This is a genomic window from Nonomuraea sp. NPDC059007, from assembly GCF_042740555.1.
Classification (GTDB): domain Bacteria; phylum Actinomycetota; class Actinomycetes; order Streptosporangiales; family Streptosporangiaceae; genus Nonomuraea.
Window position 1 is genome coordinate 1 of sequence record NZ_JBHYJD010000070.1, and the last position, 24,208, is coordinate 24,208.

At 69.3% G+C, this 24,208-nt stretch carries 25 protein-coding genes; 12 read left to right on the plus strand and 13 right to left on the minus strand.

All coding sequences use genetic code 11. The features are described 5' to 3' along the window. Positions 1–81: 81 nt before the first annotated feature. The 3 genes from ACFWY5_RS52955 to ACFWY5_RS52965 all read right to left on the minus strand — a co-directional run bounded on the left by ACFWY5_RS52955 (position 82) and on the right by ACFWY5_RS52965 (position 2,325). Positions 82–975, minus strand: a complete 894-nt coding sequence (locus tag ACFWY5_RS52955; protein ID WP_379639614.1) for an ATP-binding cassette domain-containing protein — start codon at positions 973–975, stop codon at positions 82–84. Positions 976–1,121: 146 nt separating this feature from the next. Then, entirely contained in the window at positions 1,122–1,946 is an 825-nt protein-coding gene (locus tag ACFWY5_RS52960; RefSeq protein ID WP_379639615.1) for an oxidoreductase, read from the minus strand. Between the two features lie 28 nt (positions 1,947–1,974). Then, positions 1,975–2,325 carry a hypothetical protein gene (locus tag ACFWY5_RS52965; RefSeq protein WP_379639616.1) on the minus strand — a complete coding sequence of 117 codons (351 nt, stop codon included), beginning with the start codon at positions 2,323–2,325 and terminating at the stop codon, positions 1,975–1,977. Between the two features lie 217 nt (positions 2,326–2,542). Between ACFWY5_RS52965 and ACFWY5_RS52970 the strand changes: the two genes are divergently transcribed. Further along, entirely contained in the window at positions 2,543–3,259 is a 717-nt protein-coding gene (locus tag ACFWY5_RS52970) for a helix-turn-helix domain-containing protein (protein WP_379639617.1), read from the plus strand. Positions 3,260–3,847: 588 nt separating this feature from the next. Here ACFWY5_RS52970 and ACFWY5_RS52975 read toward each other — a convergent pair. Together ACFWY5_RS52975 and ACFWY5_RS52980 are read right to left on the minus strand one after the other, a co-directional pair. Next, on the minus strand, positions 3,848–4,387 hold the full coding sequence (locus ACFWY5_RS52975) for a S1 RNA-binding domain-containing protein (protein ID WP_379639618.1): 540 nt from the start codon (positions 4,385–4,387) through the stop codon (positions 3,848–3,850). Between the two features lie 285 nt (positions 4,388–4,672). After that, the gene (locus tag ACFWY5_RS52980; protein ID WP_379639619.1) at positions 4,673–5,293 is read right to left on the minus strand and encodes a recombinase family protein; all 621 of its coding nucleotides are present in this window, start codon (positions 5,291–5,293) and stop codon (positions 4,673–4,675) included. Positions 5,294–5,918: 625 nt separating this feature from the next. On the opposite strand from ACFWY5_RS52980, the gene ACFWY5_RS52985 reads away from it, so the two are divergent. Next, complete coding sequence (locus ACFWY5_RS52985) at positions 5,919–6,758, plus strand: DUF559 domain-containing protein (RefSeq protein WP_379639620.1); 840 nt, start codon at positions 5,919–5,921, stop codon at positions 6,756–6,758. Between the two features lie 543 nt (positions 6,759–7,301). On the opposite strand, the gene ACFWY5_RS52990 is transcribed toward ACFWY5_RS52985, so the two are convergent. Beyond that, entirely contained in the window at positions 7,302–8,327 is a 1,026-nt protein-coding gene (locus tag ACFWY5_RS52990; protein WP_379612145.1) for a GDP-mannose 4,6-dehydratase, read from the minus strand. Between the two features lie 248 nt (positions 8,328–8,575). Here ACFWY5_RS52990 and ACFWY5_RS52995 point away from each other — a divergent pair, with 248 nt between their 5' ends. From ACFWY5_RS52995 to ACFWY5_RS53015, 5 genes are all read left to right on the plus strand, one after another. Then, on the plus strand, positions 8,576–9,820 hold the full coding sequence (locus ACFWY5_RS52995) for a glycosyltransferase family 4 protein (RefSeq protein ID WP_379639621.1): 1,245 nt from the start codon (positions 8,576–8,578) through the stop codon (positions 9,818–9,820). Position 9,821: 1 nt separating this feature from the next. Next, complete coding sequence (locus ACFWY5_RS53000; RefSeq protein ID WP_379612147.1) at positions 9,822–10,532, plus strand: class I SAM-dependent methyltransferase; 711 nt, start codon at positions 9,822–9,824, stop codon at positions 10,530–10,532. A 2-nt stretch (positions 10,533–10,534) separates the two neighbouring features. Beyond that, the gene (locus ACFWY5_RS53005; protein WP_379612148.1) at positions 10,535–11,554 is read left to right on the plus strand and encodes a prenyltransferase; all 1,020 of its coding nucleotides are present in this window, start codon (positions 10,535–10,537) and stop codon (positions 11,552–11,554) included. 147 nt (positions 11,555–11,701) lie between these two features. After that, the gene (locus ACFWY5_RS53010) at positions 11,702–12,700 is read left to right on the plus strand and encodes a DUF1702 family protein (RefSeq protein WP_379612149.1); all 999 of its coding nucleotides are present in this window, start codon (positions 11,702–11,704) and stop codon (positions 12,698–12,700) included. A 37-nt stretch (positions 12,701–12,737) separates the two neighbouring features. Then, entirely contained in the window at positions 12,738–14,210 is a 1,473-nt protein-coding gene (locus ACFWY5_RS53015) for a rhodanese-like domain-containing protein (RefSeq protein WP_379639622.1), read from the plus strand. 113 nt (positions 14,211–14,323) lie between these two features. Here ACFWY5_RS53015 and ACFWY5_RS53020 read toward each other — a convergent pair whose 3' ends face one another. After that, positions 14,324–14,953: a class I SAM-dependent methyltransferase gene (locus tag ACFWY5_RS53020; protein ID WP_379612257.1), complete on the minus strand. Its 630-nt coding sequence runs from the start codon at positions 14,951–14,953 to the stop codon at positions 14,324–14,326. A gap of 85 nt (positions 14,954–15,038) precedes the next feature. Here ACFWY5_RS53020 and ACFWY5_RS53025 point away from each other — a divergent pair, with 85 nt between their 5' ends. The 4 genes from ACFWY5_RS53025 (at position 15,039) to ACFWY5_RS53040 (ending at position 17,478) form a co-directional block, all read left to right on the plus strand. Then, a complete protein-coding gene (locus ACFWY5_RS53025; protein WP_379612152.1) occupies positions 15,039–15,491 on the plus strand; it encodes a pyridoxamine 5'-phosphate oxidase family protein in 453 nt (150 codons plus the stop codon). Then, positions 15,488–15,679, plus strand: coding sequence for a ferredoxin (locus ACFWY5_RS53030; RefSeq protein ID WP_184972597.1), 192 nt, complete (start codon positions 15,488–15,490; stop codon positions 15,677–15,679). The genes ACFWY5_RS53025 and ACFWY5_RS53030 overlap by 4 nt, the downstream gene beginning before the upstream one ends. A gap of 15 nt (positions 15,680–15,694) precedes the next feature. Beyond that, a complete protein-coding gene (locus ACFWY5_RS53035; RefSeq protein ID WP_379612153.1) occupies positions 15,695–16,780 on the plus strand; it encodes a Zn-dependent alcohol dehydrogenase in 1,086 nt (361 codons plus the stop codon). Between the two features lie 101 nt (positions 16,781–16,881). Beyond that, positions 16,882–17,478 (plus strand): NAD(P)-dependent oxidoreductase, encoded by a 597-nt coding sequence (locus ACFWY5_RS53040; RefSeq protein WP_379639623.1) that lies wholly within the window; start codon positions 16,882–16,884, stop codon positions 17,476–17,478. A gap of 3 nt (positions 17,479–17,481) precedes the next feature. Here the strand turns inward: ACFWY5_RS53040 and ACFWY5_RS53045 are convergent, their stop codons facing one another. Further along, positions 17,482–17,898 carry an organic hydroperoxide resistance protein gene (locus ACFWY5_RS53045; protein ID WP_379612155.1) on the minus strand — a complete coding sequence of 139 codons (417 nt, stop codon included), beginning with the start codon at positions 17,896–17,898 and terminating at the stop codon, positions 17,482–17,484. Between the two features lie 86 nt (positions 17,899–17,984). Between ACFWY5_RS53045 and ACFWY5_RS53050 the strand changes: the two genes are divergently transcribed. Further along, positions 17,985–18,539: a TetR/AcrR family transcriptional regulator gene (locus ACFWY5_RS53050; protein ID WP_379612157.1), complete on the plus strand. Its 555-nt coding sequence runs from the start codon at positions 17,985–17,987 to the stop codon at positions 18,537–18,539. Between the two features lie 33 nt (positions 18,540–18,572). On the opposite strand, the gene ACFWY5_RS53055 is transcribed toward ACFWY5_RS53050, so the two are convergent. The 5 genes from ACFWY5_RS53055 to ACFWY5_RS53075 are packed head-to-tail and all read right to left on the minus strand — an operon-like array spanning position 18,573 to position 24,208. After that, positions 18,573–19,580 (minus strand): sugar phosphate isomerase/epimerase family protein, encoded by a 1,008-nt coding sequence (locus tag ACFWY5_RS53055; RefSeq protein WP_379639624.1) that lies wholly within the window; start codon positions 19,578–19,580, stop codon positions 18,573–18,575. After that, positions 19,577–20,677 (minus strand): Gfo/Idh/MocA family protein, encoded by a 1,101-nt coding sequence (locus ACFWY5_RS53060; protein WP_379639625.1) that lies wholly within the window; start codon positions 20,675–20,677, stop codon positions 19,577–19,579. Before ACFWY5_RS53060 ends, ACFWY5_RS53055 begins: the two co-directional genes overlap by 4 nt. A 14-nt stretch (positions 20,678–20,691) precedes the next feature. Beyond that, the gene (locus ACFWY5_RS53065; protein ID WP_379612160.1) at positions 20,692–21,747 is read right to left on the minus strand and encodes an ABC transporter substrate-binding protein; all 1,056 of its coding nucleotides are present in this window, start codon (positions 21,745–21,747) and stop codon (positions 20,692–20,694) included. Continuing rightward, a complete protein-coding gene (locus ACFWY5_RS53070) occupies positions 21,744–22,733 on the minus strand; it encodes an ABC transporter permease (RefSeq protein WP_379612161.1) in 990 nt (329 codons plus the stop codon). Before ACFWY5_RS53070 ends, ACFWY5_RS53065 begins: the two co-directional genes overlap by 4 nt. Then, positions 22,730–24,208, minus strand: a complete 1,479-nt coding sequence (locus ACFWY5_RS53075) for a sugar ABC transporter ATP-binding protein (protein ID WP_379612162.1) — start codon at positions 24,206–24,208, stop codon at positions 22,730–22,732. Before ACFWY5_RS53075 ends, ACFWY5_RS53070 begins: the two co-directional genes overlap by 4 nt.

Genomic DNA, 24,208 nt, shown 5'->3' on the forward strand with positions numbered 1-24,208 from the left:
CAACGTCCTGCACGCCATCTTGCGCACCCGCAAGCCCTACGACCCCGGGCACCAGATCCGCACCGCAGCTTGACAGAAGCATTAGGCAGCCTCCTTGGTCCCGTAGTGCCGGAGCATGAGCTCTTCGAGCGTCGGCGGGTGGCTGACCAGCGAGTGGATGCCGAAACCGGCGAGGAGCCTTACGGCGACGTCGAGGTGTTCGGTGTCCACGCTGAACCGCACGCTGCCGCCCTCGATCTTCGCGTTGTGGACACCGGGCAGCTGGTCGAGGCCGCTGACCGGGGTGGTGGTCTCGGCGACGATCGCCGTCCGGGTCAGGTGCCGCATCTGCGCCAGCGTCCCCGACTCCACGACCTTCCCTTCTCGGATGATGGTGATCCGGTCGGCGAGGGTTTCGACCTGGGCGAGGATGTGGCTGGACAGCAGGATGGTGCGGCCCGCGGCCTTGGCTTCGGCGACGACCTGCTGGAACACCGCCTCCATCAGCGGGTCAAGCCCGCTCGTGGGCTCGTCGAGGATCAGCAGCTCCACATCGGCGGAGAGGGCGGCGACGAGGGCGACCTTCTGGCGGTTGCCCTTGGAGTAGGTCCGTGCCTTCTTCTTCGGATCGAGCTCGAACCGCTCGATCAGCTCGTTCCTGCGCTGGTCGTCGAGCCCGCCACGCAGGCGGCCGAGCACGTCGATGGCCTCGCCTCCGGTGAGGTTGGGCCACAGCTCCACATCGCCCGGCACGTACGCCAGGCGGCGGTGCAGCGCGACGGCGTCGGCCCAGGGGTCGGCGCCCAGCAGCCTGACGTTGCCGGAGGTGGCCCGTATCAGGCCCAGCAGGATGCGGATGGTGGTGCTCTTGCCCGCGCCGTTCGGGCCGAGGAAGCCGTGCACCTGTCCGGCGCTCACGGTGAGGTCGAGCCCGTTGAGGGCGCGTACCGGCCCGTAGGCCTTGACGAGCCCGGAAATGGCGATCGCAGGGGTCATGGGGTTTCTCCGAATTGCGGGTCTCGTTGGGCCGGCGAGGAGGCGACCCTGGATCTCCTCGCCGGGTGAAGGTGCCGACGCGCGGCAGGGTCTCCAGTAGGCGTCGGGGAATGCCGGATGTCGTGCGTTTCGGTGCCACTCCGTGCTCATGCGAAGCCGGTGACCCGCGCGTCGAACTCGCGGTCGGAAAGGGACTTCTTGAGGTTCAGGAGGGCTTCGGCCTGCCAGCCCACGACGTAGCGGGTCTCCGGCCGGTCCGACTCGACGGCCCGCAGGATCGCGGTCGCGACGACGCCGGGGGCTGAGGCCTGGTCGCTCTGGTGGCCCACCTGCGCCTCGGCAGCGCCCGCCATGGCCTCGGCCATCTGCCGGTAGGGCCCGTCTCCGGAGATCTCCCGCAACTGCCGCGCGGTCCCGGACTCGAAGTCGGTCTTGATGATGCCCGGCTGGATGACGACGACCTCGATGCCGAACTGCCGGGTCTCCATGCGGAGCGTGTCGGAGAAGGCCTCCAGGGCGTGCTTGGAGGCGTAGTACCAGGCGCCGAGCGGCAGGGCGAGCTCGCCCCCGATCGAGGACACGTTGACGATCGTGCCCGATCGCCGCCGGCGCATGTGCGGCAGGACGAGCTGGACCAGCCGGGCCGGCGCGAACACATTGACCTCGAACGCGTCTCGCGCCATCTCCAGCGGTGTGTCCTCGGCCGCGCCGTGCACGACGGCTCCCGCGTTGTTCACCAGGACGTCGATCCGCCGGTGTTCGTCCAGGATGGTGCGGACGGCCCGCTGGCGGTCTTCTTCCTTGGTCACGTCCATCTGAAGCGCGTGACCTCCCGCTTCACGGATCGCCCCCATCAGGTGCGAGCGCCGCGCCGCGCCGTACACGATGTGTCCCGCGCGCAGGAACTCGAGCGCGGTGGCGTGGCCGATGCCGGATGAGGCGCCGGTTACGAGGCATACTTGGGCAGCCATGTCAGAGGCCTCCTAGACATTCGGAAAGCTACGCGTCCCGGGCGACCGGAAGTTCGTGGACGCCGTAGACGGCCAGGCGCCGGCTGACCAGGGCGGGGATCTGTAGTTCCGCACGGGCCGGCTGCCGGCCGAGGCACTGGTGGATGCCGTGGCCGAAGGGGACGTGCCCGCCGTCCCGGTGGAGCGGGTCGAGGTTGGCCGCCGAGATCGAGACGGTCACCGTTTCGCCCGCCTTGATCAGCTCGACGTCCTCCAGAGCGGTGCGGATCGTGAACGGGGTGATGCTCAGCGGACGGCCTTCGCGAAGTCGCGTGAGTCCGAAGGGGTGCTCCGTGACGCGCTCCGTCGGCAGCGCGGGCGCGGGATTCGGCTGGGTCATGTCGGTTCTCTCCGCGCGAACGGCCATCGTTCACGCATGAGGAAAGCTACGGATGTGTTCGAGAAACCTGCAAGTCAAACGCGCTGTCTCTGCAGGTCATAGCGTATTGATTGGCGCAACGACCTTGTCGGCAAATGCAACAACTGCCCAGCGGGTGTCGCATTCAGGCCGCTCCTGGCGACATACTTGGGCACGTGCGACAACCTGGGAGGAGCACGTGCCGGGAGGTCACCTGACGTACGAGGACCGCCGCAAGATCGCCGACGGACTGGCTGAAGGGCTCGCCTATGCCGAGATCGCCCGTCGCCTGTCGCGGCCGAGGTCGACCATCGGCCGCGAGATCGCTCGCAACGGTGGCCCGCACGGCTACCACGCGGCCCGGGCGCAGCAAGCGACCGGATGGCGCGCCCGCCGCCGGCCGACCCCGCCGCTGAGCACGTCGGCCATCGTGGACGCCGGCAGTCGTGACCCTCAGACGGTGCGCGAATACGAGCAGAAACTCACCGGGCTGATGTCAGGAGGGTGGCCGCCGATGGCCGCCAAGGTGCTGGTCTGCCTGCTCACCAGCGACAGCGGCAACATGACCGTCGCCGAGCTGATCGAGCGGCTGCGGGTCAGCCCCGCGTCGATCTCCAAGGCCGTCGGCGCGCTCGAGCAACTGGGGCTCCTCAAGCGCGAACGTGACAACCGGCGTGAGCGGTACTTCATCGACGACGACGTCTGGTACCGGGCGTGGCTGGTGGGCACCCGGTCGCTGGCGCTGTGGGCCGACACCATCGAGGAGGGCGCCGACGTCCTCGGCGCTCATAGCCCGGCCAGCATCCGGCTCCGGACCGCGAGCCGGTTCTTCCAGCTCCTCAGCTCGGACATGGCCCAGGCGGCCGAACACTACCGGCAAGCCTTCTCCTCCGGCACCGGGGCAGCCACGCGCTGACCGCATCTCGGATGCGCCGCGAACTCCTTTTCGCGCACGCCCTCCGCCACCTCACCGCCGACCGCTGACCGACCCGCCCGCCCCCGCCGAGCCCCTGACCGCCCACCTGACGGCGCTCACCACCGAGCCCCTGACCGCCTGCCTGACGGCGCTCACCGCCGAGCCCCCTGGCCGCCTGCCTGACGGCGCTCGCCGCCGACATCACCGCCGCGCCACCCTGCCCAAAGTCCCGCCTCGGTCACCCTCGCGCACGCCTGCCGCGGTTTCGTGCTCGCCGGCTTCGTCAGCGGCCTGCTCGACCAGCGTGCGATCCCCGCCGCGACGCCTTCGCCGTCAGCGACGACTCCTGTGAGCGCACCGACGCCGGGCTGACCGAGGTGCTCGGCGAGCAGATGCGGCGCCGACCTGGCCACACCGCTCCGCAGCGGCGAGGCAGAGCTGGTCGACGAGGCGGTGACCGCTGGTGATGTAGGTGATGGCGACGGCTTCGGTGGTGGCGAAGTCGATGAGGCTGAGGTGGGCCATTTGCGGGTGAGAGCTTTTCGATCAACAGATCGTGGTCAAAACACCGTTGAAGCCGGCTATCCGTCACGTACCCGTCTGTTCGTCGGCGGAGCCGGAGGAACGCGAGAGCTCGATGCGCCGCCGCATCACATCGACCTGCTTGATCTGCACGGTCACCGTTTCGCCCACTGCCGGCGGTTCGACTCCGAGCTCGGCGCTTGGAAGCAAGCCCTCGAACCCGCGGTCGGTGTCCTCCACGCGTACAAACACACCGAAAGGCACGACCTTGGTGACGGGGCCGGTGACGATGCGGCCGACGCTTCGCCGCAGATCGCGAAGCGGATCGTTCTCAAGGGCTTTGAGGGACAGCGAGACGCGGCGGCGCGAGAGATCGATGTCGAGAATCTCGGTGGTGATCTCCTGGCCCACAGCGACGACGTCGCTCGGATGGTCGATCGGCCGCCACGACAGCTCGGGGATATTGATCATCGCGGTGAAGCCGCCGATGTCGACGAACGTGACGCCGAAGCCGGCGATCTCGATGACGGTTCCCGTGACGATCTGGCCGCGGCGCAGAGTCCGCAGGAGGTCCGGTTCGGGGTCGCGATGCGGTTGCTCGGCCATCAGGGCGCCCGTTCGGGTCGTCGGCAGGGATGGGCGGGGCGGCATCGTCCAGCAGTTCGAGCGCCTCGGTGTAATAGCGGCGGCGTTCGGCGATGAGCTGCTCAACTTGCTCGTCGGTGACGTCGGACAGCTTCCGGAGATCGAGGATCTGCCGCCGATCCTCCCAGGTCCCATCGGAAGGCAGACCGCGTTCGTCGGTGCCGCCCTCGAACGCGAGCAACGGCCAGAGCTCAGGGTCTTGGAGCAGCCACTCGGCTCGCAGGGCGGGGACATCGTCGGGCCCGGTCATGCGGATGGGCCCGTTCCGGTCGGCTGATCGGTGGTGAGGTAGCGGTGTAGCGAGGTCTTGGGAATGCCGGTCTTGGCGGCGATAACGCCGAGGGAGTCGCCCTGGGCTTTGAGGAGACGCGCGTACTCGATCTTGTCCTCGGGGTGAGCGATGGGGCGGCCGATGCGCCGGTCATGGGCTTCGGCGACGCTGCGGGCGTGGGCGGCGCGTTCAGCGGTGAAGGTGCGCTCCATCTCGGCGAACAGCGCCAGCAGAAGGAAGGCGATCCTCGCCATGCCCTCGTCGGCGGTGTTGATCGGCAGCGGGTCTGCCAGCGACCGTACTCCGATGCCGCGTTCAGACAGATCATGGACAAGATTGAGGACTTCGCGAAGGTTGCGACCGATCCGGTCGAGAGTGTGCACGACGATCACGTCGCCGGGCCGGGCGTAGGCCAGCAGCCGGTTCAGGCCGTCGCGGTCGACGGTGGTGCCGGACTTCGTGTCGACGTAGATCTGGGCTTCAGGGATGCCGACGGAAGCGAGCGCGTCGAGCTGCCTGTCCAATGACTGCTTTGTGGTGGATACGCGGGCATAGCCCAGTTCCAGCCCACTCTGGGGGCGTCCGGGGTTTGCCATCCGCCCACCGTACCGGAGTTCGTCTCCGTACGGCAGTTTCGGAACGCCATGGGGGATGTCTGTCGGCGTCCGATTTCGAGTGCTCGCGCAACGGGACCTGTTCCACTTCCAGGATGTGGAACGCGGTCGTGCGGACCAGCCGGTAGTTAAGGCCTGTGGTGGATCATGGGTACGGCGCGGCCGTACTTGAGTTCGATGCGGTCGTTCGTGCGCGGCCCTACATGTAGTTAGGCGTCGCGCTGGACGATCCGAGGCTGCCGGCCGAGATGCTCTCAGCCGCGGCCCGGCACGCACTCCACCCGGCAACCCGAGTCGCCGACGAGCACTCGTGCCCACCCGCTCCGCGCGCAACGCCCGAGCGGCGAAGCCGCCGTAGCGTCCGAGCGGCGTCCGAGCGGCGAAGCCTCCCGGATTGCCGTGCCGCCCTCCGGGCTGTGCAGCGGTTCCCTCAGCGGCGGAGTGGTCGGGCACGGTGGCCGGGTCTGACTGCATGAGGCGAGCCGTGCCGGAACGGCCGGATCTGGTTGTGGGCTTGTAGGCGTGCGGGGCTGTGGAAACCCGCTCCCCATCCACAGAACCCCGTTCGCCCCCACCCAACCCGGCCCCCACAAGCCACCCTGAACCCGTGACCGACACCCTCACCACGGGCTCCCTCCTCGACCGCACCCGCCTGCTCACGCAGCTGGTCCCGAGCGCCGTGGCCGTCCGCCGTACGGCCGCGCACGTCTGGGGCCTGCACGCCATGCCCGACGGCACACGCGAGGAGGGCTGGCCGGTAGAGCTGGCCATCCCGATCCACATGGACATCCCCGGCTGCCAGGCGTACGAGCTGTCGCTCCCGCCGGCCGACACCACCACACACAAGGGAATCCGCCTGACCACCCTCGAACGCACCGCCCTGGACTGCGCCCGAACCCTCCCCAGAATCGACGGCATCGCCATCGTCGACCAGTTCCTGAGGCGAGGCGTGAGGATCGCCGACCTCCGCACCCAGGCGACCGCCTTCACTCACCTCATGCAAACCCTGAGCATGGCCGACAGCGGCGCCGCCTCCCCCAGGGAAAGCCGCCTCCGAGTGACCTTCCTGGAAGCCGGCCTCCCCCGCCCCACCACCCAGATACACGTGATCCTCCCCGATACCCGCCACGCCTACCTGGACCTCGGCTGGCCCGCCTACCACCTGGCAGTCGAGTACGACGGCCGCGACCACCACTCATCCCCCGAGGACCGCGCCAGAGACACAACCCGCCGAACAAGCCTGGAATCCATGGGCTGGCACATCATCCCCGTCCGCCGCGACGTGGTCCCCGCCCGCATGGGCGACCTCCTGGAGCAGGTGGCCAACTCCCTCATCGAACGCGGCTGGCGCCCCCACCCAGACGAGACCACCCGCATCCTGTCCCACATCCGCAAGGCCCGCCGCCACCCCAACGGCCCCCGCCCCCACCTCCGCCGAAAACCCTGACACCACGGCCCCAACACGCCACGGCACCACCCTCCCCGGCACCCCGCCCTGGCTTGCCGCCCAGCCTCCGCTTCCGCCTCAGACCGCAACGCCCCCAGCCGCCATCTCCGCCGCACACCCTGACGTCACGGCCCCAGCACGCCGTGGCACCGCTTTTCCCGGGCGCCAAGGTGGCCCCTAGCCTCTCTGGCACCCCACTATCCAGCCCCGCTCCCCCACTTCCTGCCGCCCTGCTTTCCCACCTGCTCAAGCACCCATACGGGCGCGCCAGCCCCTGCGCCGGAGGCGCCCGATCAAACCCCGAGCGCAGCGAGGACCGGCGCGTGGTCGGGCGCCGGTCCGACTGGAAGCACGCGCGAAGCGAAGCGGGGCACCGCTGAACCAGGGCGCGGGCTCCACCTGCCCAACCACTTAGCTGGGCAACGGGTGGGCCTCAAGAGGGCGGCCGATCGGAGGAAGGACCTTCAGGGGCTGAGCTTCAACTCGACTGGAGCAACGCCTGGAACCCCACACGCGACATGCGCGCCAAAGTGAAAGACCGTTCTACGGCCAGGAGGAGTCCTGGTCGGGGTCGCCGCCGTTGGACAGGAGGCGGATGTCGGATTCGACCATCATGGCGACCAGGTCGTCGAAGGAGACGGTGGGTTCCCAGCCGAGCTGTACCCGGGCCTTCTTGGGGTCGGCGCACAGCAGGTCCACCTCGGCGGGGCGGTGGAGGGTCTGGTCGCGGACGACGTACTGCTCCCAGTCCAGGCCGGCGGCGGTGAAGGCGGCCTCGACCAGTTCGCGTACCGACTTCATCCGGCCGGTGCCGATCACGTAGTCCTCGGGGGCGGCGGCCTGGAGCATGAGGTGCATGGCGCGGACGTAGTCGCCGGCGAAGCCCCAGTCGCGGCGGGCCTCCAGGTTGCCCAGCCGCAGCTCGGAGGCCAGGCCGAGTTTGATGCGGGCCACCCCCAGGGTGACCTTCCTGGTGACGAACTCGGCGCCCCGGCGCGGGGATTCGTGGTTGAACAGGATGCCGGAGACGGCGTACATGCCGTAGGACTCGCGGTAGTTCTGGGTGAGGAAGTGCCCGTAGGCCTTGGCCACGCCGTACGGCGAGCGGGGGTGGAAGCCGGTGCGCTCGTTCTGGGGCGTCTCGGTGACCTGGCCGAACATTTCGGAGGATGAAGCCTGATAAAAGCGCATCTGCCCGGAGCGGGTGCTTGAACCTCGGGAAACACCGGAACACACGCGGATGGCCTCCAGCATGCGCAGCACGCCCATACCGGTGACCTCGGCGGTCAGCTCGGCCTGCTCCCAGGACATGGGCACGAAGGAGATGGCGCCCAGGTTGTAGACCTCGTCGGGCTGAACGCGTTCCACCGCCGAGATCAGCGACCCCTGGTCGAGCAGATCGCCCCGCACCACCTGAACGTCCGCGAGGAGCTTACGCATGCGCGACACCCGCGGGTTGGCCTGCCCTCGGGCCAGACCCCAGACCTCGTACCCCTGGGCGAGCAGGTGCTCCGCCAGATAGGAACCGTCTTGGCCGGTGATGCCGGTGATCAGAGCGCGCCTGGCCAACGGGTCCTCCAACTATCGCAACCACGTCCGTTGGGACGGGAATGTACAGCTACGCGTCTCGAACAGCACCAAGCCAGCTAGAACAGGTTCCACCGAACTACGTTCGGTCACGCCAACGTCGCAGTTCGCGAGGGCTGCGAGCCGGGGTAGGAACAATTCCAGATGACCTACCGAATGGTAGCCTTTTCCAACTAAGGTCATCTTTCACGGTACACGCCCGTCTCAGGTGTCTACCGGCGGAGAAAGGGGTGTCCGTGAATGACACGCTGCGGATCGCGCTGTTGTCCTACCGCAGCAAGCCGACCTGTGGCGGTCAAGGTGTCTACCTTCGGCACCTGAGCCGCGAACTCGTCGCCCTCGGACACCATGTCGAGGTCTTCTCCGGCCAGCCGTACCCCGAGCTCGATGAGGGTGTGATCCTCAACAAGGTCCCGAGCCTCGACCTTTACCGCGACCAAGACCCGTTCCGGACCCCCAAACTGCACGAATACCGCGACTGGATCGACTGGCTCGAAGTCGGGACCATGTGGACCGCGGGCTTCCCCGAGCCGCTGACCTTCACGTTGCGCGCCTACCGCGAGCTGAAGAAGCGCGTCGGCGACTTCGACGTCGTCCAGGACAACCAGACGCTCGGGTACGGCCTGCTCGGCATCCAGAAGCTTTTCCCGGTCGTCGGCACCATCCACCACCCGATCAGCGTGGATCGCCGCATCGAGCTGGAGGCGGCCAAGGGCGGCAAGAAGCTGAGCATGCGCCGCTGGTACGGGTTCGTGAAGATGCAGGCCAAGGTCGCACCGCGGCTGAGCCCGATCCTGACGGTGAGCGAGTCGAGCCTGGCCGACATCCACCGCGACTTCAACGTCCCGCAGGCCAACATGCGCCTGATCCCCCTCGGCGTCGACACCCGATATTTCCACCCGAGGCCCGAAAAACCCCGGAAAAAGGGCTCGATCGTCGCCGTAGCCAGCGCCGACTCGCCCATGAAGGGTGTGTCCACCCTGCTCAGAGCCGTGGCCAAGCTGGCGACCGAACGCGACGTCACCCTGACCGTCGTCAGCAAGCCCACGCCCGGCGGCCCCACCGAGCAACTCGTGCAGGAGCTCAGCCTCCAGGACCGCGTCACGTTCGTGCACGGCATCTCCGACGACGAGCTGGGCGAGCTGATCGCCACCTCGGAGATCTCGGTCGTCCCCTCGCTCTACGAGGGCTTCTCGCTGCCCGCCGTGGAGCACATGGCCTGCGCAACGCCGCTGGTGGCCAGCCGTACCGGAGCGTTGCCCGAGGTCGTGGGCGACGCGGCCATCCAGGTGGCGCCCGGTGACCCGGAGGAGCTGGCCGCGGTGCTGCGCCGCCTGCACGACTCCCCCGAAGAGCGTGAGGCGGTGGGCAAACGCGGTTACGACCGCGTCATGGAGCGCTACACCTGGCACGTCGTCGCCAAGCGGACCGTCGAGGCCTACCGAGAGGCCATCCAGAACAGAGGAGCACGCTGACTTGCTGACCGTCGACTTCGCCAAGCTGCCCGTCGGCCCCGGAGTGCGGGTTCTCGATCTCGGCTGCGGCGGCGGCCGGCACGCCTTCGAGGTGCTGCGCAGGGGCGCCGACGTGGTCGCCTTCGACATGGACCAGGCCGAGCTTGACAACGTGGCCGCCATGTTCGTGGCGATGGACAAGGCCGGCGAGGTGCCGATCGGCGCCGGCGGTGAGACCGTGCAGGGCACCGCGCTCGACATGCCGTTCGAGGAGGGCAGCTTCGACCGGGTGATCGCGGCCGAGGTGCTGGAGCACATCCCGGACGACATGAGCGCGATGGCGGAGATCTTCCGGGTGCTCAAGCCGGGCGGCACGGCGGCCATCACGGTGCCGAGCTTCCTGCCCGAGCGGATCTGCTGGGCGCTGGACGAGGACTACCACACGGCGCCCGGCGGACATGTCCGCATCTACACCCTGGCCGAGCTGAGCGCAAAGCTGAAGTCCACCGGGTTCGAGATCGGGCCCCATCACCATGCCCACGGGCTGCACGCGCCGTACTGGTGGATCAAGTGCGCCGTCGGCGTCAACAACGACGAGCACCCCCTCGCGAAGGCCTACCACGAGCTGCTCGTATGGGACATCATGAAGCGCCCGGCCGCCACCCGCGTCGCCGAGGCCCTGCTCAACCCGCTGATCGGCAAGAGCGTCGTCCTCTACGTGCGGAAGCCCTGAGCGTGATCAGCTGGGAGCAGACCGTCCAGACCGCCCAGAGCATCGCCGCCATCCAGCAGGACGACGGCGGCGTGCCCTGGCCGGAAGGACACGTCGACGCGTGGAACCACGTCGAATGCCTGATGGCGATGGCCGTCGCCGGCCTGTCGGAGCCCGTGGACCGCGGCTACGACTGGCTGATGCGCCACCAGCGCCCCGACGGCTCCTGGGCGATGAAGATCCAGGACGGCGTGGCGGTCGAGCGCGGCGGCGAGTCCAACCACGCGGCGTACGCGGCCGTCGGCGCCTGGCACAACTACCTGGTCACCGGCAAGGACCCCAGTCCCCTCTGGCCGATGGTCAAGCGCGCACTCGACTACGTGGTGGACCTGCAGACCGCGCGCGGCGAGATCGTCTGGGAGCGTGACGCCCAGGGCCGCGCCTCCACCTACGCGCTGCTGACCGGCTGTTCCTCGATCCACCAGGGGCTGCGCTGCGGCGTTCTGCTCGCCGATCACCTCGGCGACCCGCAACCTCATTGGGAGCTGGCCGCCGACCGCCTCGCCCACGTGCTCGCCTTCCACCCGGAGGCGTTCACCGACAAAAGCCGCTTCTCTATGGACTGGTACTACCCGGTCCTCGGCGGCGCCGTCCGCGGCCGCGCGGCCTTTGACCTGATCGACCGCGAATGGCCGACGTTCGTGGTGCCGGGCCTCGGCATCCGCTGCGTCTCCGACCAGCCGTGGGTGACGGGCGCGGAAACCTGCGAGCTCGTGCTCGCCCTCGACGCCCTGGGCCGGCGCGAGCGCGCCGTCCGCCTCTTCACCGACATGCAGCACCTGCGCCACGACGACGGCTCGTACTGGACCGGCTGGCAGTTCGTCAACCGCAAGCACTTCCCCCACGAGCGCAGCGGCTACACCGCCGCCGCCACCATCCTCGCCGCCGACGCTCTGTCCGGCCTCAGCGGCGGTTCCGGCATCTTCCGCGACATCCGCACCCCCGCCTCACACACCTGCGACTGCACGATTTCCTCGGGTTAGACCACCTTTCTCGCGTACGGCGAAGCCGCCGATGAGCGCAATCGGTTTTGCCGGTTCTTTGCCCCGAGAGGCGGAGCGGCGGCGGGGAATGCCGCAATGGGCTCACTAGCTTCGTGAGTGGCCGTACGAGGCGTCTTCGGGGGAAGCGTGGGCGACACGGGCACAACATCGTTCTTGGATCAGGTCACGATTGAACAGACACTGGCCCCAGCGCGTGGCCTGTGGAGGTTCCTGGAGAAAGATCCGGTCGAGTCTGACTTGGGGCGGCGACGGTTCCGGCTCAGGGCGGGAGCGGCTCCGGGAGTGCTCACGGCGGCCGAGGAAACCTATGTGTACGGCTACAACGCGGTCATCGCCCGGGAGATCCACAAGGTCGGGCGGATACCGCAGGAGCGGCAGCCGTTCGCCTGGGAGGGCGCGGCGGCGGCCGCGACCATGCTCGACCTGATCACCATGACTCGGGGCCGGCGCCTGAACGAGCTACTTGCCGGCCCCGCCCAGCTCCACCCGCATGCCGCCCACCTGGGCGCGGGCCGCGCACACGCGTTGCTGCGCCTGCCGCCCACGTGGGGCATGCGGCGGGCCCATCCGCTGCTGCGCTGGCTGGCCATCGACGGCTACGGCTTCCAGCGCAGCATGTCCAAGGCCGACCTCATGGTGGGCGAGCGGGCCATGCCTGAGCTGGCCGTACGCGCACACTGTGCGATCTTCGACCAGGGCCTCGGGCGGCTCCTCTGGTACCACGACTGCGCCGAGCCCGACGACCTCACGGCGCACATCCACGCGTACCCGGCATCCCGCCGGGCGGATCTGTGGAGCGGCGTGGCCTTCGCGGCCGTGTACACCGGCGGCGCGGACCTCGACGAACTCGACCGGCTCGCCGTCTACGCCGGCGCCGACGGCTTCCGCCAGCACGTGGCGCAGGGCGCCGCCTTCGCCTGCGCCGCCTGGCTCACCGCCGGCACCCTCCCCGGCCACGCCGCCGAGGCCGCCCCGATCCTGACCGGCGCCCCGGCCGAGGAGGCGGCCGCCTGGACCGACGCCGCGCTGGCCTCCCTCGGCCACGACCCGCACACGCACGACGACTTCCTGACCTGGCGCGCCCAGACCCGCCGCGCGTGGGCCCGGCGCCACCGCACCGACTGACCGTCGCGGAATATACCCCCGGAGGGTAGCCGTTGCGATGGGTGAGGAGGTTGAGCAGATGTTCGACGTGCACGTGATCGAGACGTCCACCCTAGGCGACCGCAGTTACCTGGTCACCGACGGGAAATCGGCCGCGGTGGTGGATCCCCAGCGGGACGTGGACCGGATCCTGGCCCTGGCCGGCAAATTGGGCGTCCGGATCACCACCGTCGCCGAGACCCACCTCCACAACGACTACGTCTCCGGCGGCCTGGAACTGTCCCGGCTGACCGGCGCGGTCTACGCGCTGGCCGACGCGGCGGACTTCCCGCACCGGGCGCTGAGCGACGGCGACACGCTGGACATCTCGCCCACACTGCGCCTCAGGGCGTTGCACACCCCCGGCCACACCTTCCACCACCTGTCGTACGTCCTCGACCACGACGGCACCCCCGAGGGCGTCTTCACCGGCGGCTCGCTGCTGTTCGGCACCACCGGCCGCCCCGACCTGCTCGGCCACGAGCACACCGAGACCCTCGCCCGCCACCAGCACGCCTCCGCGCGCAGACTCGCCGACGCCCTGCCCGACGGCGCGCGCATCTGGCCGACCCACGGGTTCGGCAGCTTCTGCGCAGTCGGTACGGCCGGCGGCGACGCCTCAACCGTGGGCCAGGAGAAACTGGCCAACCCGGCCCTGCGACTGGCCGAGAACACCTTCGTCACCGAAGTCCTGTCCGGCCTGGACGCCTACCCCGCCTACTACGCCCACATGGGCGCGATCAACGCCACCGGCCCCGCCCCCGTGGACCTGCGCCTGCCCGAACCCGCCACCCCCAAGGAACTGGCCCGGCGCATCGACGCCGGCGAGTGGGTCGTGGACCTGCGCTCCCGCACCGCGTATGCGGCCTCACACCTGATCGGCACCGTCAGCCTGGGCCTGGACGGCAGCATGGCCACCTGGCTCGGCTGGCTGACCACCCGCGGCGCCCCCATCACCCTGATCGGCGCCACCCGCGACGCGGTCGCCGAGGCCCAGCGCGAACTGGTCCGCATCGGCCTCGACCACCCGGCCGCCGTGGCCATAGGCACCCCAGAAACCTTGACCACCTCAACCACCCGCCTAGGCTCCCTCCGCCGAGCCACCTTCACCGACCTGTCCGAGGCCCTGGCCACCTCGGGCGACAACGTGCCCGGAACAGCCCACAACGGAAGCGGCGCAGACACGCCAGCGGACGGCATGGGCGACGCAAGGAGCGCGGGTGGAGCAGCGGATGGGAGGCCGGTGGTGGTGGATGTGCGGTTGGCCGGGGAATGGCGGGACGGGCATGTGGCGGGTTCGATCAACATTCCGCTCCCCCAGCTCACCGCAAGGCTGGCCGAGATCCCGCCGGGCGAGATCTGGGTGCACTGCGGCAGCGGCTACCGTGCCACCGCCGCCGCGTCCCTTCTGGCGAGGGCGGGACGCGAGGTCGTGGTCATCGACGACGCGTTCGCCCGTGCCGCCGACCAAGGCATCCCTATGTCCGCCTAAAGCCCTATGTCCGCCTAAAGCCCTATGTGCCCATACATGGCCGCTCAAAGCCGCATGAAACCGCCCAACCGAGCCACAAAGCCCAGCCGCCGACGGTCCGCAGAAAAGCACGCCTAGATGCCGGGGCCGACTCGCTCCAGTACCCGTAGCGAGCCCTCACCCCCCACCTCCTTGAACGCCCCGGACGACAGCGCCCGCCGATAAACCCGGTACGGCGCCTGCCCACCCTCAGCAGGGTCGGGGTAGATGTCGTGGAACACCAGCGCCCCGCCCTCCATCACATGCGGCGCCCACCCCTCATAGTCAGCGGTCACCGGCTCCTCGGAGTGTCCTCCGTCGATGAACAGCAGGGCCAGCGGCGTGTTCCACAACCCGGCCACCCTCCCCGACTGCCCGACCACCGCGATCACCTCGTCCTCCAGCCCGGCCGCGGCGATGGCGGTGCGGAAGGCGGGCAGCGAGTCCATCTTGCCGAAGCGCGGGTCGACCAGCGTCGGGTCGTGGTGGGCCCAGCCGGGCTGGATCTCCTCCGACCCGCGGTGGTGGTCGACGGTGATCACGACGCTGCCGGTCTGGCGGGCCGCCGCGCCGAGGTAGATCGCGGACTTGCCGCAGTAGGTGCCGATCTCGCAGATGGGGCCCTGCCCTCCGTACTTCAGGGCGGCGTGGAAGAGGGCGAGCCCTTCGCCGGCCGGCATGAATCCCTTGGCATGCTCGGCTGCGTAACGCAAGTCAGGCGGCATCGTCATGGAGAAGCACCCTAGTGGAACCGAACAACATTCCATTGCCCTCTTGTCGGCGATTCTGGAACCTGTTCTACTGGGCAACGTGAATCAGCGCGCGCGCATCGCGATGCCGGAAGCGGACGTCACAGCCCTCATCGAGGGCTCGCGCAAGCTCCAGCTGGCGACCATCAACCCCGATGGCACCCCGCACCTGGTGACCATGTTCTACGGCCTCGACGAGGGCCGGATCGCCTTCTGGACCTACGGCAAAGCCCAGAAGGCCGTCAACCTCGCCCGCGACCCCAGGGTCAGCTGCCTGATCGAGACCGGTGACGACTACGCGGAACTGCGCGGAGTCCTCCTGTACGGCGTGGCCAAGCAGGTCGCCGAGCACGAGCGCGTGCTGGAGATCGGCATGGAGATCGCCCGCCGGATGACGCCCGGAGTGCCCGACGCGGACCTGCGCCCGTACGTGGAACTGACCGGAAGAAAACGCATCGCATACGTGGTCGAGCGCACCAGGGTGGTCTCATGGGATCACAGGAGGCTCACATGAAGATCAAGGTCGACTACCTGGTATGCGAGGCGAACGCCGTATGCATGGGGCTCGCCCCTGAAGTGTTCGACGTGGACGAGGAGGACAACCTGCACGTCCTTCTCCCCGAGCCGCCAGCCGACATGCAGGACCGGGTACGGCACGCCGTACGTTCCTGCCCGAAAGCCGCCCTCTCCCTAGAGGAGTAACAGGAGGAACCCCCCATGCGCGCCGCCATTCTGCACGCTGTAGGCGACGACAAGCTCGACCTCCGCGATGACGTCACGCTGGCCCCGGTCGGGCCGGCGGACGTACGCGTCCGGATCCGGGCGACCGGTGTCTGCCATTCCGACCTGTCGGCCATGTCCGGCGTGCTGCCCCAGCCGGTGCCGCTCATCCCGGGCCATGAGGGCGCGGGCGAGGTGGTCGAGGTGGGCGAGCACGTCACCTCGCTCCAGCCGGGCGACCACGTGATCATCAACTGGCGCCCTTCGTGCCAGGAGTGTGCTCTGTGCCTGGGCGGCCAGCCGTACCTGTGCATGAAGTATGTGATCGAGTCCTTCTCCAAGGGCAACTTCCGCATCGGCGGCGACTCCACCGTCTTCGGCATGGCGGGCTGCGGCACCTGGGCCGAGGAGTGCGTGGTGCCGTGGCAGGGCGCGATCAAGATCGACCCGGAGGTGCCGTGGGAGGCGGCCGCGCTGATCGGGTGCGGCATCACCACGGGCGTCGGCGCGGCGCTCAACACGGCCAAGGTGCGTCCGGGCTCCACGGTCGCGGTGATCGGCTGCGGCGGCGTGGGACTGTCGGTGATCCAGGGCGCGCGAGTCTCCGGCGCCCGCGTGATCCTGGCCGTCGACCCGCTGACGTCGAAGCACGAACTGGCCAGGAAGGTCGGCGCCACGCACGCGGTCACCCCCGACGACCTGCCGGGCGCCGTGGCCGAGCTGACCGGCGGCAACGGCTTCGACTACGGCTTCGAGGTCGTCGGCAAGTCCGCGACCATCACCAGCGCGTGGCAGACGACCCGCGCGGGCGGCGACGTGATCGTCGTGGGCGCCGGCGCCATGGACGACATGGTGCAGATCTCCGCGTTCAGCCTGCTGTTCGAGGGCAAGAACCTGCTGTCCAGCATGTACGGCGAGGCCGACGTGCGGCACGACTTCCCCTACTTCGCCGCCCTGTACAAGGCCGGCCAGCTCGACCTGGAGTCGATGATCAGCGCCAGGATCAAGCTGGCCGACCTCAACGACGCCGTGGCCGCGCTGAAGGGCGGCGAGGTGCTGCGCCAGATCGTGGTGATGGACTAGCGACGGAAGGAAGGGCCGGGGCCGATACCCCGGCCCTTTCGCATGCCGCTTGACGCGCATCCTCCTATAGTGCAAATTGCAATATAGGAGGTAGCCATATTATGAGGATCTTGGTTGTCGGTGCGGCCGGCCGTACCGGAAAGCATGTGCTCACCCAAGGCGTACGGCGGGGCCACGAGATCACCGCCTTCGCCCGCACCCCCGAGGCGCTGAAAGAACACGAAGGACTGAGCGCCGTGCACCGGGGCGACGCCCGCGACCTGGACGCGGTCCGCACGGCGATCCAGGGGCAGGACGCGGTGATCGCCGCGGTCGGCGGGAGCACGATCGCGCTCACCCTGATCACCGCGATGCGCGAGAGCGGCCCGCGCCGGCTGGTCATGACCAGCAGCCGGTCGGTCCCGGCGACCAGGCCGCGGCTGCCGGTCGCCCTGGCCTGGTTGTTCCTCCGCGCCGCCTACGCCGACCTGGCCCGCGCGGAGGGCATGCTGCAGGCCAGCGACCTCGACTGGAGCGTGGTGCGCGGGACCATGCTCAACGACAAGCCGGCGGCCGGGCGGGTGCACGTGGACTTCGCGGCCAACGCGACGGGCGGCACGATGCGGCTGTCGCGCGCCGACTACGCGATGGCGCTGCTCGACACGGCCGAGGACGCGGGGCTGATCGGGAAGGCGCTGGGCGTCTGCGGCCCGAAGTGAGGGCTACTCGACCACCAGGTTGACGGGGATGTTGCCGCGGGTGGCGTTGGAGTAGGGGCAGACCTGGTGGGTGGCCTCCAGCAGGGCGTGGCCGGCCTCGGCGGAGATCTCGTCGGGCAGCTCCACCCGCAGCGTGACTTCGAGGCCGAAGCCGCCGGCGCCGTTGGACACCAGGCCCACCTCGGCGGTCACGGCCACGTCGGTGACGTCGAGGTTCTGCTTCTTGCCGACGAGTTGCATGGCGCTGGCGAAACACGCGGCGTACCCGACCGCGAACAGCTGCTCAGGGTTGGTGCCCGCGCCGGCGCCACCGAGCTCGGCGGGCGGGGACAGTTTGACGTCGAGCTTGCCGTCCGTGGTGACACCGCGGCCGTCGCGGCCGGAGGCGGTGCCGACCGCGGTGTACAGGGCCTTGCTCATCAGGGTGCTCCTCACAGCAGTTGGAGACAGACAGGTCTGTCTAGCTAGGACTGACACTAGACAGACCTGTCTGGTAATGTCAAGGCATGACGAGTCCTGCCCGCCAGCGCATCCTGGATACCGCGACGCGGTTGTTCTATGCCGAAGGCGTACGCGCGGTGGGCATCGACCGGATCATCGCCGAGGCGGGAGTGGCCAAGGCGACCTTCTACCACCACTTCCCGGCCAAGGACGACCTGGTCACCGCCTATGTGGAGGACCAGGGTCAACGGCAGCGGGCGCTGGCCGACGAACTGCCTGACGGGTCCGGGCGGGAGCGGTTGCTGGCCATGTTCGAGCGGATGGGCGAGTTCGGCAGCCTGCCCGGTTACCGGGGCTGCCCGTTCATCAACGCCGCGGCGGAGTATCCCGACCGCTCGCACCCGGTGCGCAGGGCCGTCGCCGCCTACCGGGAGTGGTTCCGCGACCTGATGCTCGGCCTGCTCAAGGAGGCCCGGCACCCCACGCCGGACACCACCGCCGACATCCTCATGATCGTGCGCGACGGCGTGGCCGTGGGCTTCGACCTCGACGACCCGGCCGTGGTACGCGCCTCGATCCGGGAGACCGCGGAGCGCGTCCTGGGCTCTTCAGGCGAGTGAGAGGCCGGCCTCGCGAGAAGGCCGGCCGGGGTCTCACGTGGTGGAGAAGGCGGCGTCGAAGGCCGTGGCGGGCGGGGTGATGGAGTTCAGGGTGCGGATGAAGCCCAGGGCCTCGCGGGCGCCGTCGAGGCGGTCCATGCCCGCGTCCTCCCACTCGATCGAGATCGGGCCCGTGTAGCCGATGGAGTTCAGGGCCCTGAAGCAGTCCTCCCACGGCACGTCACCGCGCCCGGTCGAGACGAAGTCCCAGCCGCGCCGCAGGTCCGCCCACGGCAGGTGCGAGGACAGGCGGCCCCGGCGGCCGTCGCCCACGCGCATCCGGGTGTCCTTGCAGTCCACGTGGTAGATGCGGTCGGCGAAGTCGAGGATGAAGTTCACCGGGTCGATGTCCTGCCAGACCATGTGCGAGGGGTCCCAGTTCAGGCCGAAGGCGGGGCGGTGGCCGATCGCTTCCAGCGTCTTCTGGGTCGTCACGTAGTCGTAGGCGATCTCCGACGGGTGCACCTCGTGCGCGAAGCGGACGCCCACCTCGTCGAAGACGTCCAGGATCGGGTTCCAGCGGTCGGCGAAGTCCCGGTACCCGGCCTCCACCATCGAGGCGGGCACCGGCGGGAACATCGCCACGGTGTGCCAGATCGACGAACCGGTGAACCCCACCACGGTGTCCACGCCGAGCGCGGCGGCGGCCCTGGCGGTGTTCTTCATGTCCTCGGCCGCGGCCTGGCGCACCGACTCCGGATCGCCGCTGCCCCAGATGCGGGCGGGCAGGATGGCCTGGTGCCGCTCGTCGATGGGGTGGTCGCAGATGGCCTGGCCGACGAGGTGGTTGGAGATCGTCCACACCTTCAGGCCGTGCTTGTCGAGCTGTTCGAGCTTGCGGGTGACGTACCCGGAGTCCTCCAGGGCGGCGGCCACGTCGAAGTGATCGCCGGAGCAGGCGATCTCCAGCCCGTCGTAGCCCCACTCCGCCGCCAGCCCGCACACCTCCTCGAAGGGCAGGTCGGCCCACTGTCCGGTGAAGAGTGTGACCGGTCTGGTCATGGGATCTCCTTGTACGCGCCGTTGCTCTGCTCGACCGCCTCCAGCACCCGCTGCACCCGCAGCCCGTCGGCGAACGAGGGCGAGGGGTCGGCGCCGGCGGCGATCGCCTCCAGGAAGTCCTTGATCTCGTGGGTGAACGTGTGCTCGTAGCCGAGCCCGTGCCCCGGCGGCCACCACGCCCCGGCGTAGGGATGGCCGGGCTCGGTGACGAGGATCCGGGTGAAGCCCGCGCCGCCGTCGCTGACCCACAGCTCGTTCATCGCCTCGAAGTCGAAGAACAGGCTGCCCAGCGCGCCGTTCAGCTCGATGCGCAGCGCGTTCTTGCGCCCGGTGGCGAAGCGCGTGGCCTCGAACGAGGCCAGCGCGCCGCCCGACATTCGGCCGACGAACAGCGCCGCGTCGTCCACGGTGACCGTGCCCATTTCCGTGCCCTTGTCCGTACGGCTGCCGCCCTCGAGCGGCCGTTCCTTGACGAAGGTCTCGGTCAGCCCGGTGACGCCCACGACGCGCTGGCCGGTGACGAACTCGGCGGTGTCGATGATGTGCGCCCCGATGTCGCCGAGCGCACCCGAGCCCGCCTTGTCCTTCCGCAACCGCCACACCAGCGGGAAGTCCGGATCCACGATCCAGTCCTGCAGGTACTGCGCCCGTACGTGCCTGATCTCGCCCAGCCGGCCCTCGGCGACCAGTTGCCTGGCCAGGGCGACGGCGGGCACCCGCCGGTAGTTGAAGGCGACCATGCTCCTACCCGGCCCGCGCGCGGCGGCCTCGGCCATCCGCGTGGCCTCCTCCACCGTGTTGGCCAGCGGCTTCTCACAGATGACGTGCTTGCCCGCGGCCAGCGCGGCGATGGCGATCTCGGCGTGCGAGTCGCCGGGCGTGCAGATGTCGATGATGTCGATGTCGTCGCGGGCGACCACCTCGCGCCAGTCGGTCACCGCCTCCGCCCAGCCCATCTGGGCGGCCGCCGCCTCGGTCGCCTCCTTCGAGCGCCCGCAGATCACCCGCATCTCGGGTTTCGCGGGCAGCTCGAAGAAGGCGGAGACGTTCCGCCACGCCTGGGAGTGGACGCGTCCCATGAAGGCATAACCGATCATGCCTACGCCGTTAATCAAGATTCAAACCCCAATGGCAGGTACTTCTCGACGTTCTCCTTGGTGATGGTCTCCGACGCGAGGGTGATCGACTGGGGCACTTGGTTCTCCACGAGATCGCTCATGCCCTTACCCTGGGCGATCAGTCGCGCGAGCTTGATGGCCGAGGAGGCCATCGTGGGGCTGTAGGTGACCGTGGCCTCCAAGACCGAGCTGCCCGACTGGATCTCCTTCATGGCGTTGAGCGAACCGGCGCCGCCGACCATGAAGAACTCGCTGCGTCCCGCCTCCTTGATCGCGGCGAGCACGCCGACGCCCTGGTCGTCGTCGTGGTTCCACAGCGCGTCGATCTTCTTGTGCGCCTGAAGGAGGCTGGCGGCGACCTGGTTGCCGGTCTCCACGGTGAACTTGGCGTCCTGCTTGGCGGTGACGCTGAAGCCGTACGTCTTGAGCGCGTCGGCGAAGCCCTTGCTGCGGTCCTGGGTGAGCGGGAGCGTCGCGATGCCCTGGATCTCCACGATCACCGGGTTGGCGACGCCCTTGTCCTTGAGCTTCTTGCCGACGTGGTGGCCGGCCGCCACGCCCATGCCGTAGTTGTCGCCGCCGACCCAGGTGCGGTAGGCGAGCTTGTCGGGGAAGACGCGGTCGAGGTTGACGACGGGAATGCCCGCCGCGGTGGCCTGCAGCGCGACCTGGTTGAGCTGCTGGCCGTCGTTGGGCAGGATCACCAGCGCGGCGACCTTGGCCGCGATCAGCGACTCGACCGCGGAGATCTGGGCGTTGATGTCGTTGGTCGGCTCGACCGGCTTGAACTCGATGTCGGTGTACTGCTTCGCGGTCGCCTCGGCGTTCTTGGCGATGGCCGCGATCCAGCCGTGGTCGGCGGCCGGCGCGGAGAAGCCGATGACGACCTTCTCCCCCGGCTGGTCGTTGCCGCTCGCGGCGGGGGCGGGTGCCGGGGCCGCGCTGGTGGGCGCCGCCGCCGGCTCGTTCGAGGTGCAGCCCGTGGCCAGTAATGCGGCACCGCCCAGGCCGCCGATGAGGAATCCCCGGCGCGCGACGTTTTCGGTCATGGTGCTCTCTCCTTGAGGTTGCGCCGCTGGAGAAGGACGGCGACGACGATGATCAGGCCCTTGGCGATCAGCTGGTCGCTGGTGTTGAGGCCGTTGAGGATGAACAGGTTCGTGATGACCGTGAAGATGAGCAGGCCGAGGATCGAACCGACGATGGTGCCCCGGCCGCCGGTCAGCAGGGTGCCGCCGATGATCACGGCGGCGATGGCGTCGAGCTCGTACAGGTCGCCGTGGGTGGACGACCCGGTGGTGGTGCGGGCCATGATCAGGATCGCGGCGATGCCGCAGCACAGGCCGGACAGCGCGTACAGCAGCATCGTGTGCCTGCGTACGTTGATCCCGGCGAGCCTGGCCGCCTCGGGGTTGCCGCCGACCGCGTAGGTGCGGCGGCCGAACGTGGTGCGGTTGAGCAGGACCCAGCCGAGCACCACGACCAGCGCGAAGATGTAGACCAGCAGCGGGATGCCGAGCACCCGCGTGGTCGACAGCTCCACGATGGCGGTGTTGCCGCTCTGGATGAGCTGGGTCTTGCGGTCGGACATGCGCTGGGCCAGGCCGCGCGCGGCCACCAGCATGGCCAGCGTGGCGATGAACGGCACCAGCCGCCCATAGGAGATCAGTAACCCGTTGACCAGCCCGGCCCCGGTGCCGACCAGGATCGCGCAGACCGCCATGACGAACGGCCCGTACGACTGCGTGGCAAGCGTGGTCGCCCACACCGAGGCGAGCGCCATGATCGCGCCCACGGACAGGTCGATGCCGCCGCCGATGATCACGAACGTCATGCCGACCGTGATGACGCCGATGGTGGCGGCCAGCGACAGGATGCTGACCAGGTTCGACGCGGTGGCGAAGTTGTCGGGCTTGGTGATCAGGCCGACGATCGCGAGCAGCACCAGCGCCGCCACCAGCCCGAGGTGGCGGGCCTCGCCGACCCGCCCCCACCAGGCCTCGCGTACGGCGACGCCGCGGGTGTCCACCTTCACGCCGCACTCCCTTCCATGATCATGTCGAGTACCCGGTGCTCGTCGAGACCTTCGGCCGCGCTCTCGTGAATGACCCGGCCCTCGCGCAGCACCAGCACCCGGTCGGCCAGGCCGAGCACCTCGGGCACCTCGCTGGAGACCAGCAGCACGCCGATCCCCTGCTCGGCCAGCTTGCGGATGACCGCGTACAGCTCGGCGCGGGCGCCGACGTCCACGCCGCGGGTGGGCTCGTCGAGCAGGAGCAGCTTGCGCTCGTCGAGCAGCCAGCGGGCCAGCACGGCCTTCTGCTGGTTGCCGCCGGACAGCGTCTTGATCGGGCGTTCCGGGTCGTGGGGGCGGATGTCGAGGGCGTCCACCAGGCGTCTGGCCTCGGCTCTTTCCCGGGCGCGGTCGAGCCAGCCGAATCTGGAGAAGCCGGGCAGCGTGCCGAGGGTGATGTTGGCGGTGACGCTCTGGTCGAGCAGGAGCGCCTGGGCCTTGCGCTCTTCCGGGGCCAGGCCCATGCCCTGCCTGACGGCCGCTACCGCGCTCCTGATCTGCCTGCCTTCCAGCAGGACCCGGCCTGAGCTGGGGCGGGAGCCGTACACCGCCTCCAGGATCTCCGAGCGGCCGGAACCGACGAGGCCGGCCAGGCCGACGATCTCGCCCGCGTGCACGGAGAAGGAGACGCCGGCGAACGCGCCCGGCGAGCTGAGGTCCTCCACGCGCAGCACCTCGCGGCCGCGGCCGGAGCCGCGCGGCGGGAAGACGTACTCGACGTTGCGGCCGGTCATCAGGGAGACGATCTGCGAGGTGGGGGTCTCGTGGGCGGGCAGGCCGACGGCGACCGTGCGGCCGTCCTTCAGGACGGTGACGCGGTCGCCGATCTCGCGGATCTCCTCCAGGCGGTGGGAGATGTAGACGACGGCGACGCCCTGGGCGGTCAGCTCGCGGATGATGCGGAAGAGGTTGGCGACCTCGTCGTGGGCGAGGGCCGCGGAGGGCTCGTCCATGATGATCAGGCGGGCGTCGTGGGAGAGCGCCCTGGCCATGGAGACGACCTGCTTGGCGGCCGGGGACAGGCGCCCGACCTCGGTGGACGGGCGGATCTCCGGGTGGCCGAGCCGGGCGAGCACCGCGGTGGCGGCCCGGTTGGTGGCGGAGCGGTGGACGAAGCCCAGGGACGACTTCTCGTGGCCGAGCAGGATGTTCTCCGCCACGCTGAGCCCGTCGACGAGGTCGAGCTCCTGGTAGATGGTGGCGATGCCGAGCCTGATGGCGTCGATGGGGCTGCTCGGGCGTACCTGCCCGCCGCCGAACTCGATCGTGCCCTGGTCGGGCTGGTGCACGCCGGCCAGCACTTTGATCAGTGTGGACTTGCCCGCGCCGTTCTGGCCGAGCAGGCAGTGCACCTCGCCCGCCCGCACGTCGAGATCGACCCCGTCGAGCGCGCGCACGCCGGGGAACTGCTTGACGACTCCCCTGATGACCAGCAT

What these genes read in the sequence shown, in the direction of transcription:
- ACFWY5_RS52955 (WP_379639614.1), bottom strand. Translation starts at nt 975, where the DNA reads ATGACCCCTGCGATCGCCATTTCCGGGCTCGTCAAGGCCTACGGGCCG.
- ACFWY5_RS52960 (WP_379639615.1), bottom strand. Translation starts at nt 1,946, where the DNA reads ATGGCTGCCCAAGTATGCCTCGTAACCGGCGCCTCATCCGGCATCGGC.
- ACFWY5_RS52965 (WP_379639616.1), bottom strand. Translation starts at nt 2,325, where the DNA reads ATGACCCAGCCGAATCCCGCGCCCGCGCTGCCGACGGAGCGCGTCACG.
- ACFWY5_RS52975 (WP_379639618.1), bottom strand. Translation starts at nt 4,387, where the DNA reads ATGGCCGAGCAACCGCATCGCGACCCCGAACCGGACCTCCTGCGGACT.
- ACFWY5_RS52980 (WP_379639619.1), bottom strand. Translation starts at nt 5,293, where the DNA reads ATGGCAAACCCCGGACGCCCCCAGAGTGGGCTGGAACTGGGCTATGCC.
- ACFWY5_RS53015 (WP_379639622.1), top strand. Translation starts at nt 12,738, where the DNA reads ATGGGTGAGGAGGTTGAGCAGATGTTCGACGTGCACGTGATCGAGACG.
- ACFWY5_RS53020 (WP_379612257.1), bottom strand. Translation starts at nt 14,953, where the DNA reads ATGCCGCCTGACTTGCGTTACGCAGCCGAGCATGCCAAGGGATTCATG.
- ACFWY5_RS53030 (WP_184972597.1), top strand. Translation starts at nt 15,488, where the DNA reads ATGAAGATCAAGGTCGACTACCTGGTATGCGAGGCGAACGCCGTATGC.
- ACFWY5_RS53035 (WP_379612153.1), top strand. Translation starts at nt 15,695, where the DNA reads ATGCGCGCCGCCATTCTGCACGCTGTAGGCGACGACAAGCTCGACCTC.
- ACFWY5_RS53040 (WP_379639623.1), top strand. Translation starts at nt 16,882, where the DNA reads ATGAGGATCTTGGTTGTCGGTGCGGCCGGCCGTACCGGAAAGCATGTG.
- ACFWY5_RS53045 (WP_379612155.1), bottom strand. Translation starts at nt 17,898, where the DNA reads ATGAGCAAGGCCCTGTACACCGCGGTCGGCACCGCCTCCGGCCGCGAC.
- ACFWY5_RS53050 (WP_379612157.1), top strand. Translation starts at nt 17,985, where the DNA reads ATGACGAGTCCTGCCCGCCAGCGCATCCTGGATACCGCGACGCGGTTG.
- ACFWY5_RS53055 (WP_379639624.1), bottom strand. Translation starts at nt 19,580, where the DNA reads ATGACCAGACCGGTCACACTCTTCACCGGACAGTGGGCCGACCTGCCC.
- ACFWY5_RS53060 (WP_379639625.1), bottom strand. Translation starts at nt 20,677, where the DNA reads ATGATCGGTTATGCCTTCATGGGACGCGTCCACTCCCAGGCGTGGCGG.
- ACFWY5_RS53065 (WP_379612160.1), bottom strand. Translation starts at nt 21,747, where the DNA reads ATGACCGAAAACGTCGCGCGCCGGGGATTCCTCATCGGCGGCCTGGGC.
- ACFWY5_RS53075 (WP_379612162.1), bottom strand. Translation starts at nt 24,208, where the DNA reads ATGCTGGTCATCAGGGGAGTCGTCAAGCAGTTCCCCGGCGTGCGCGCG.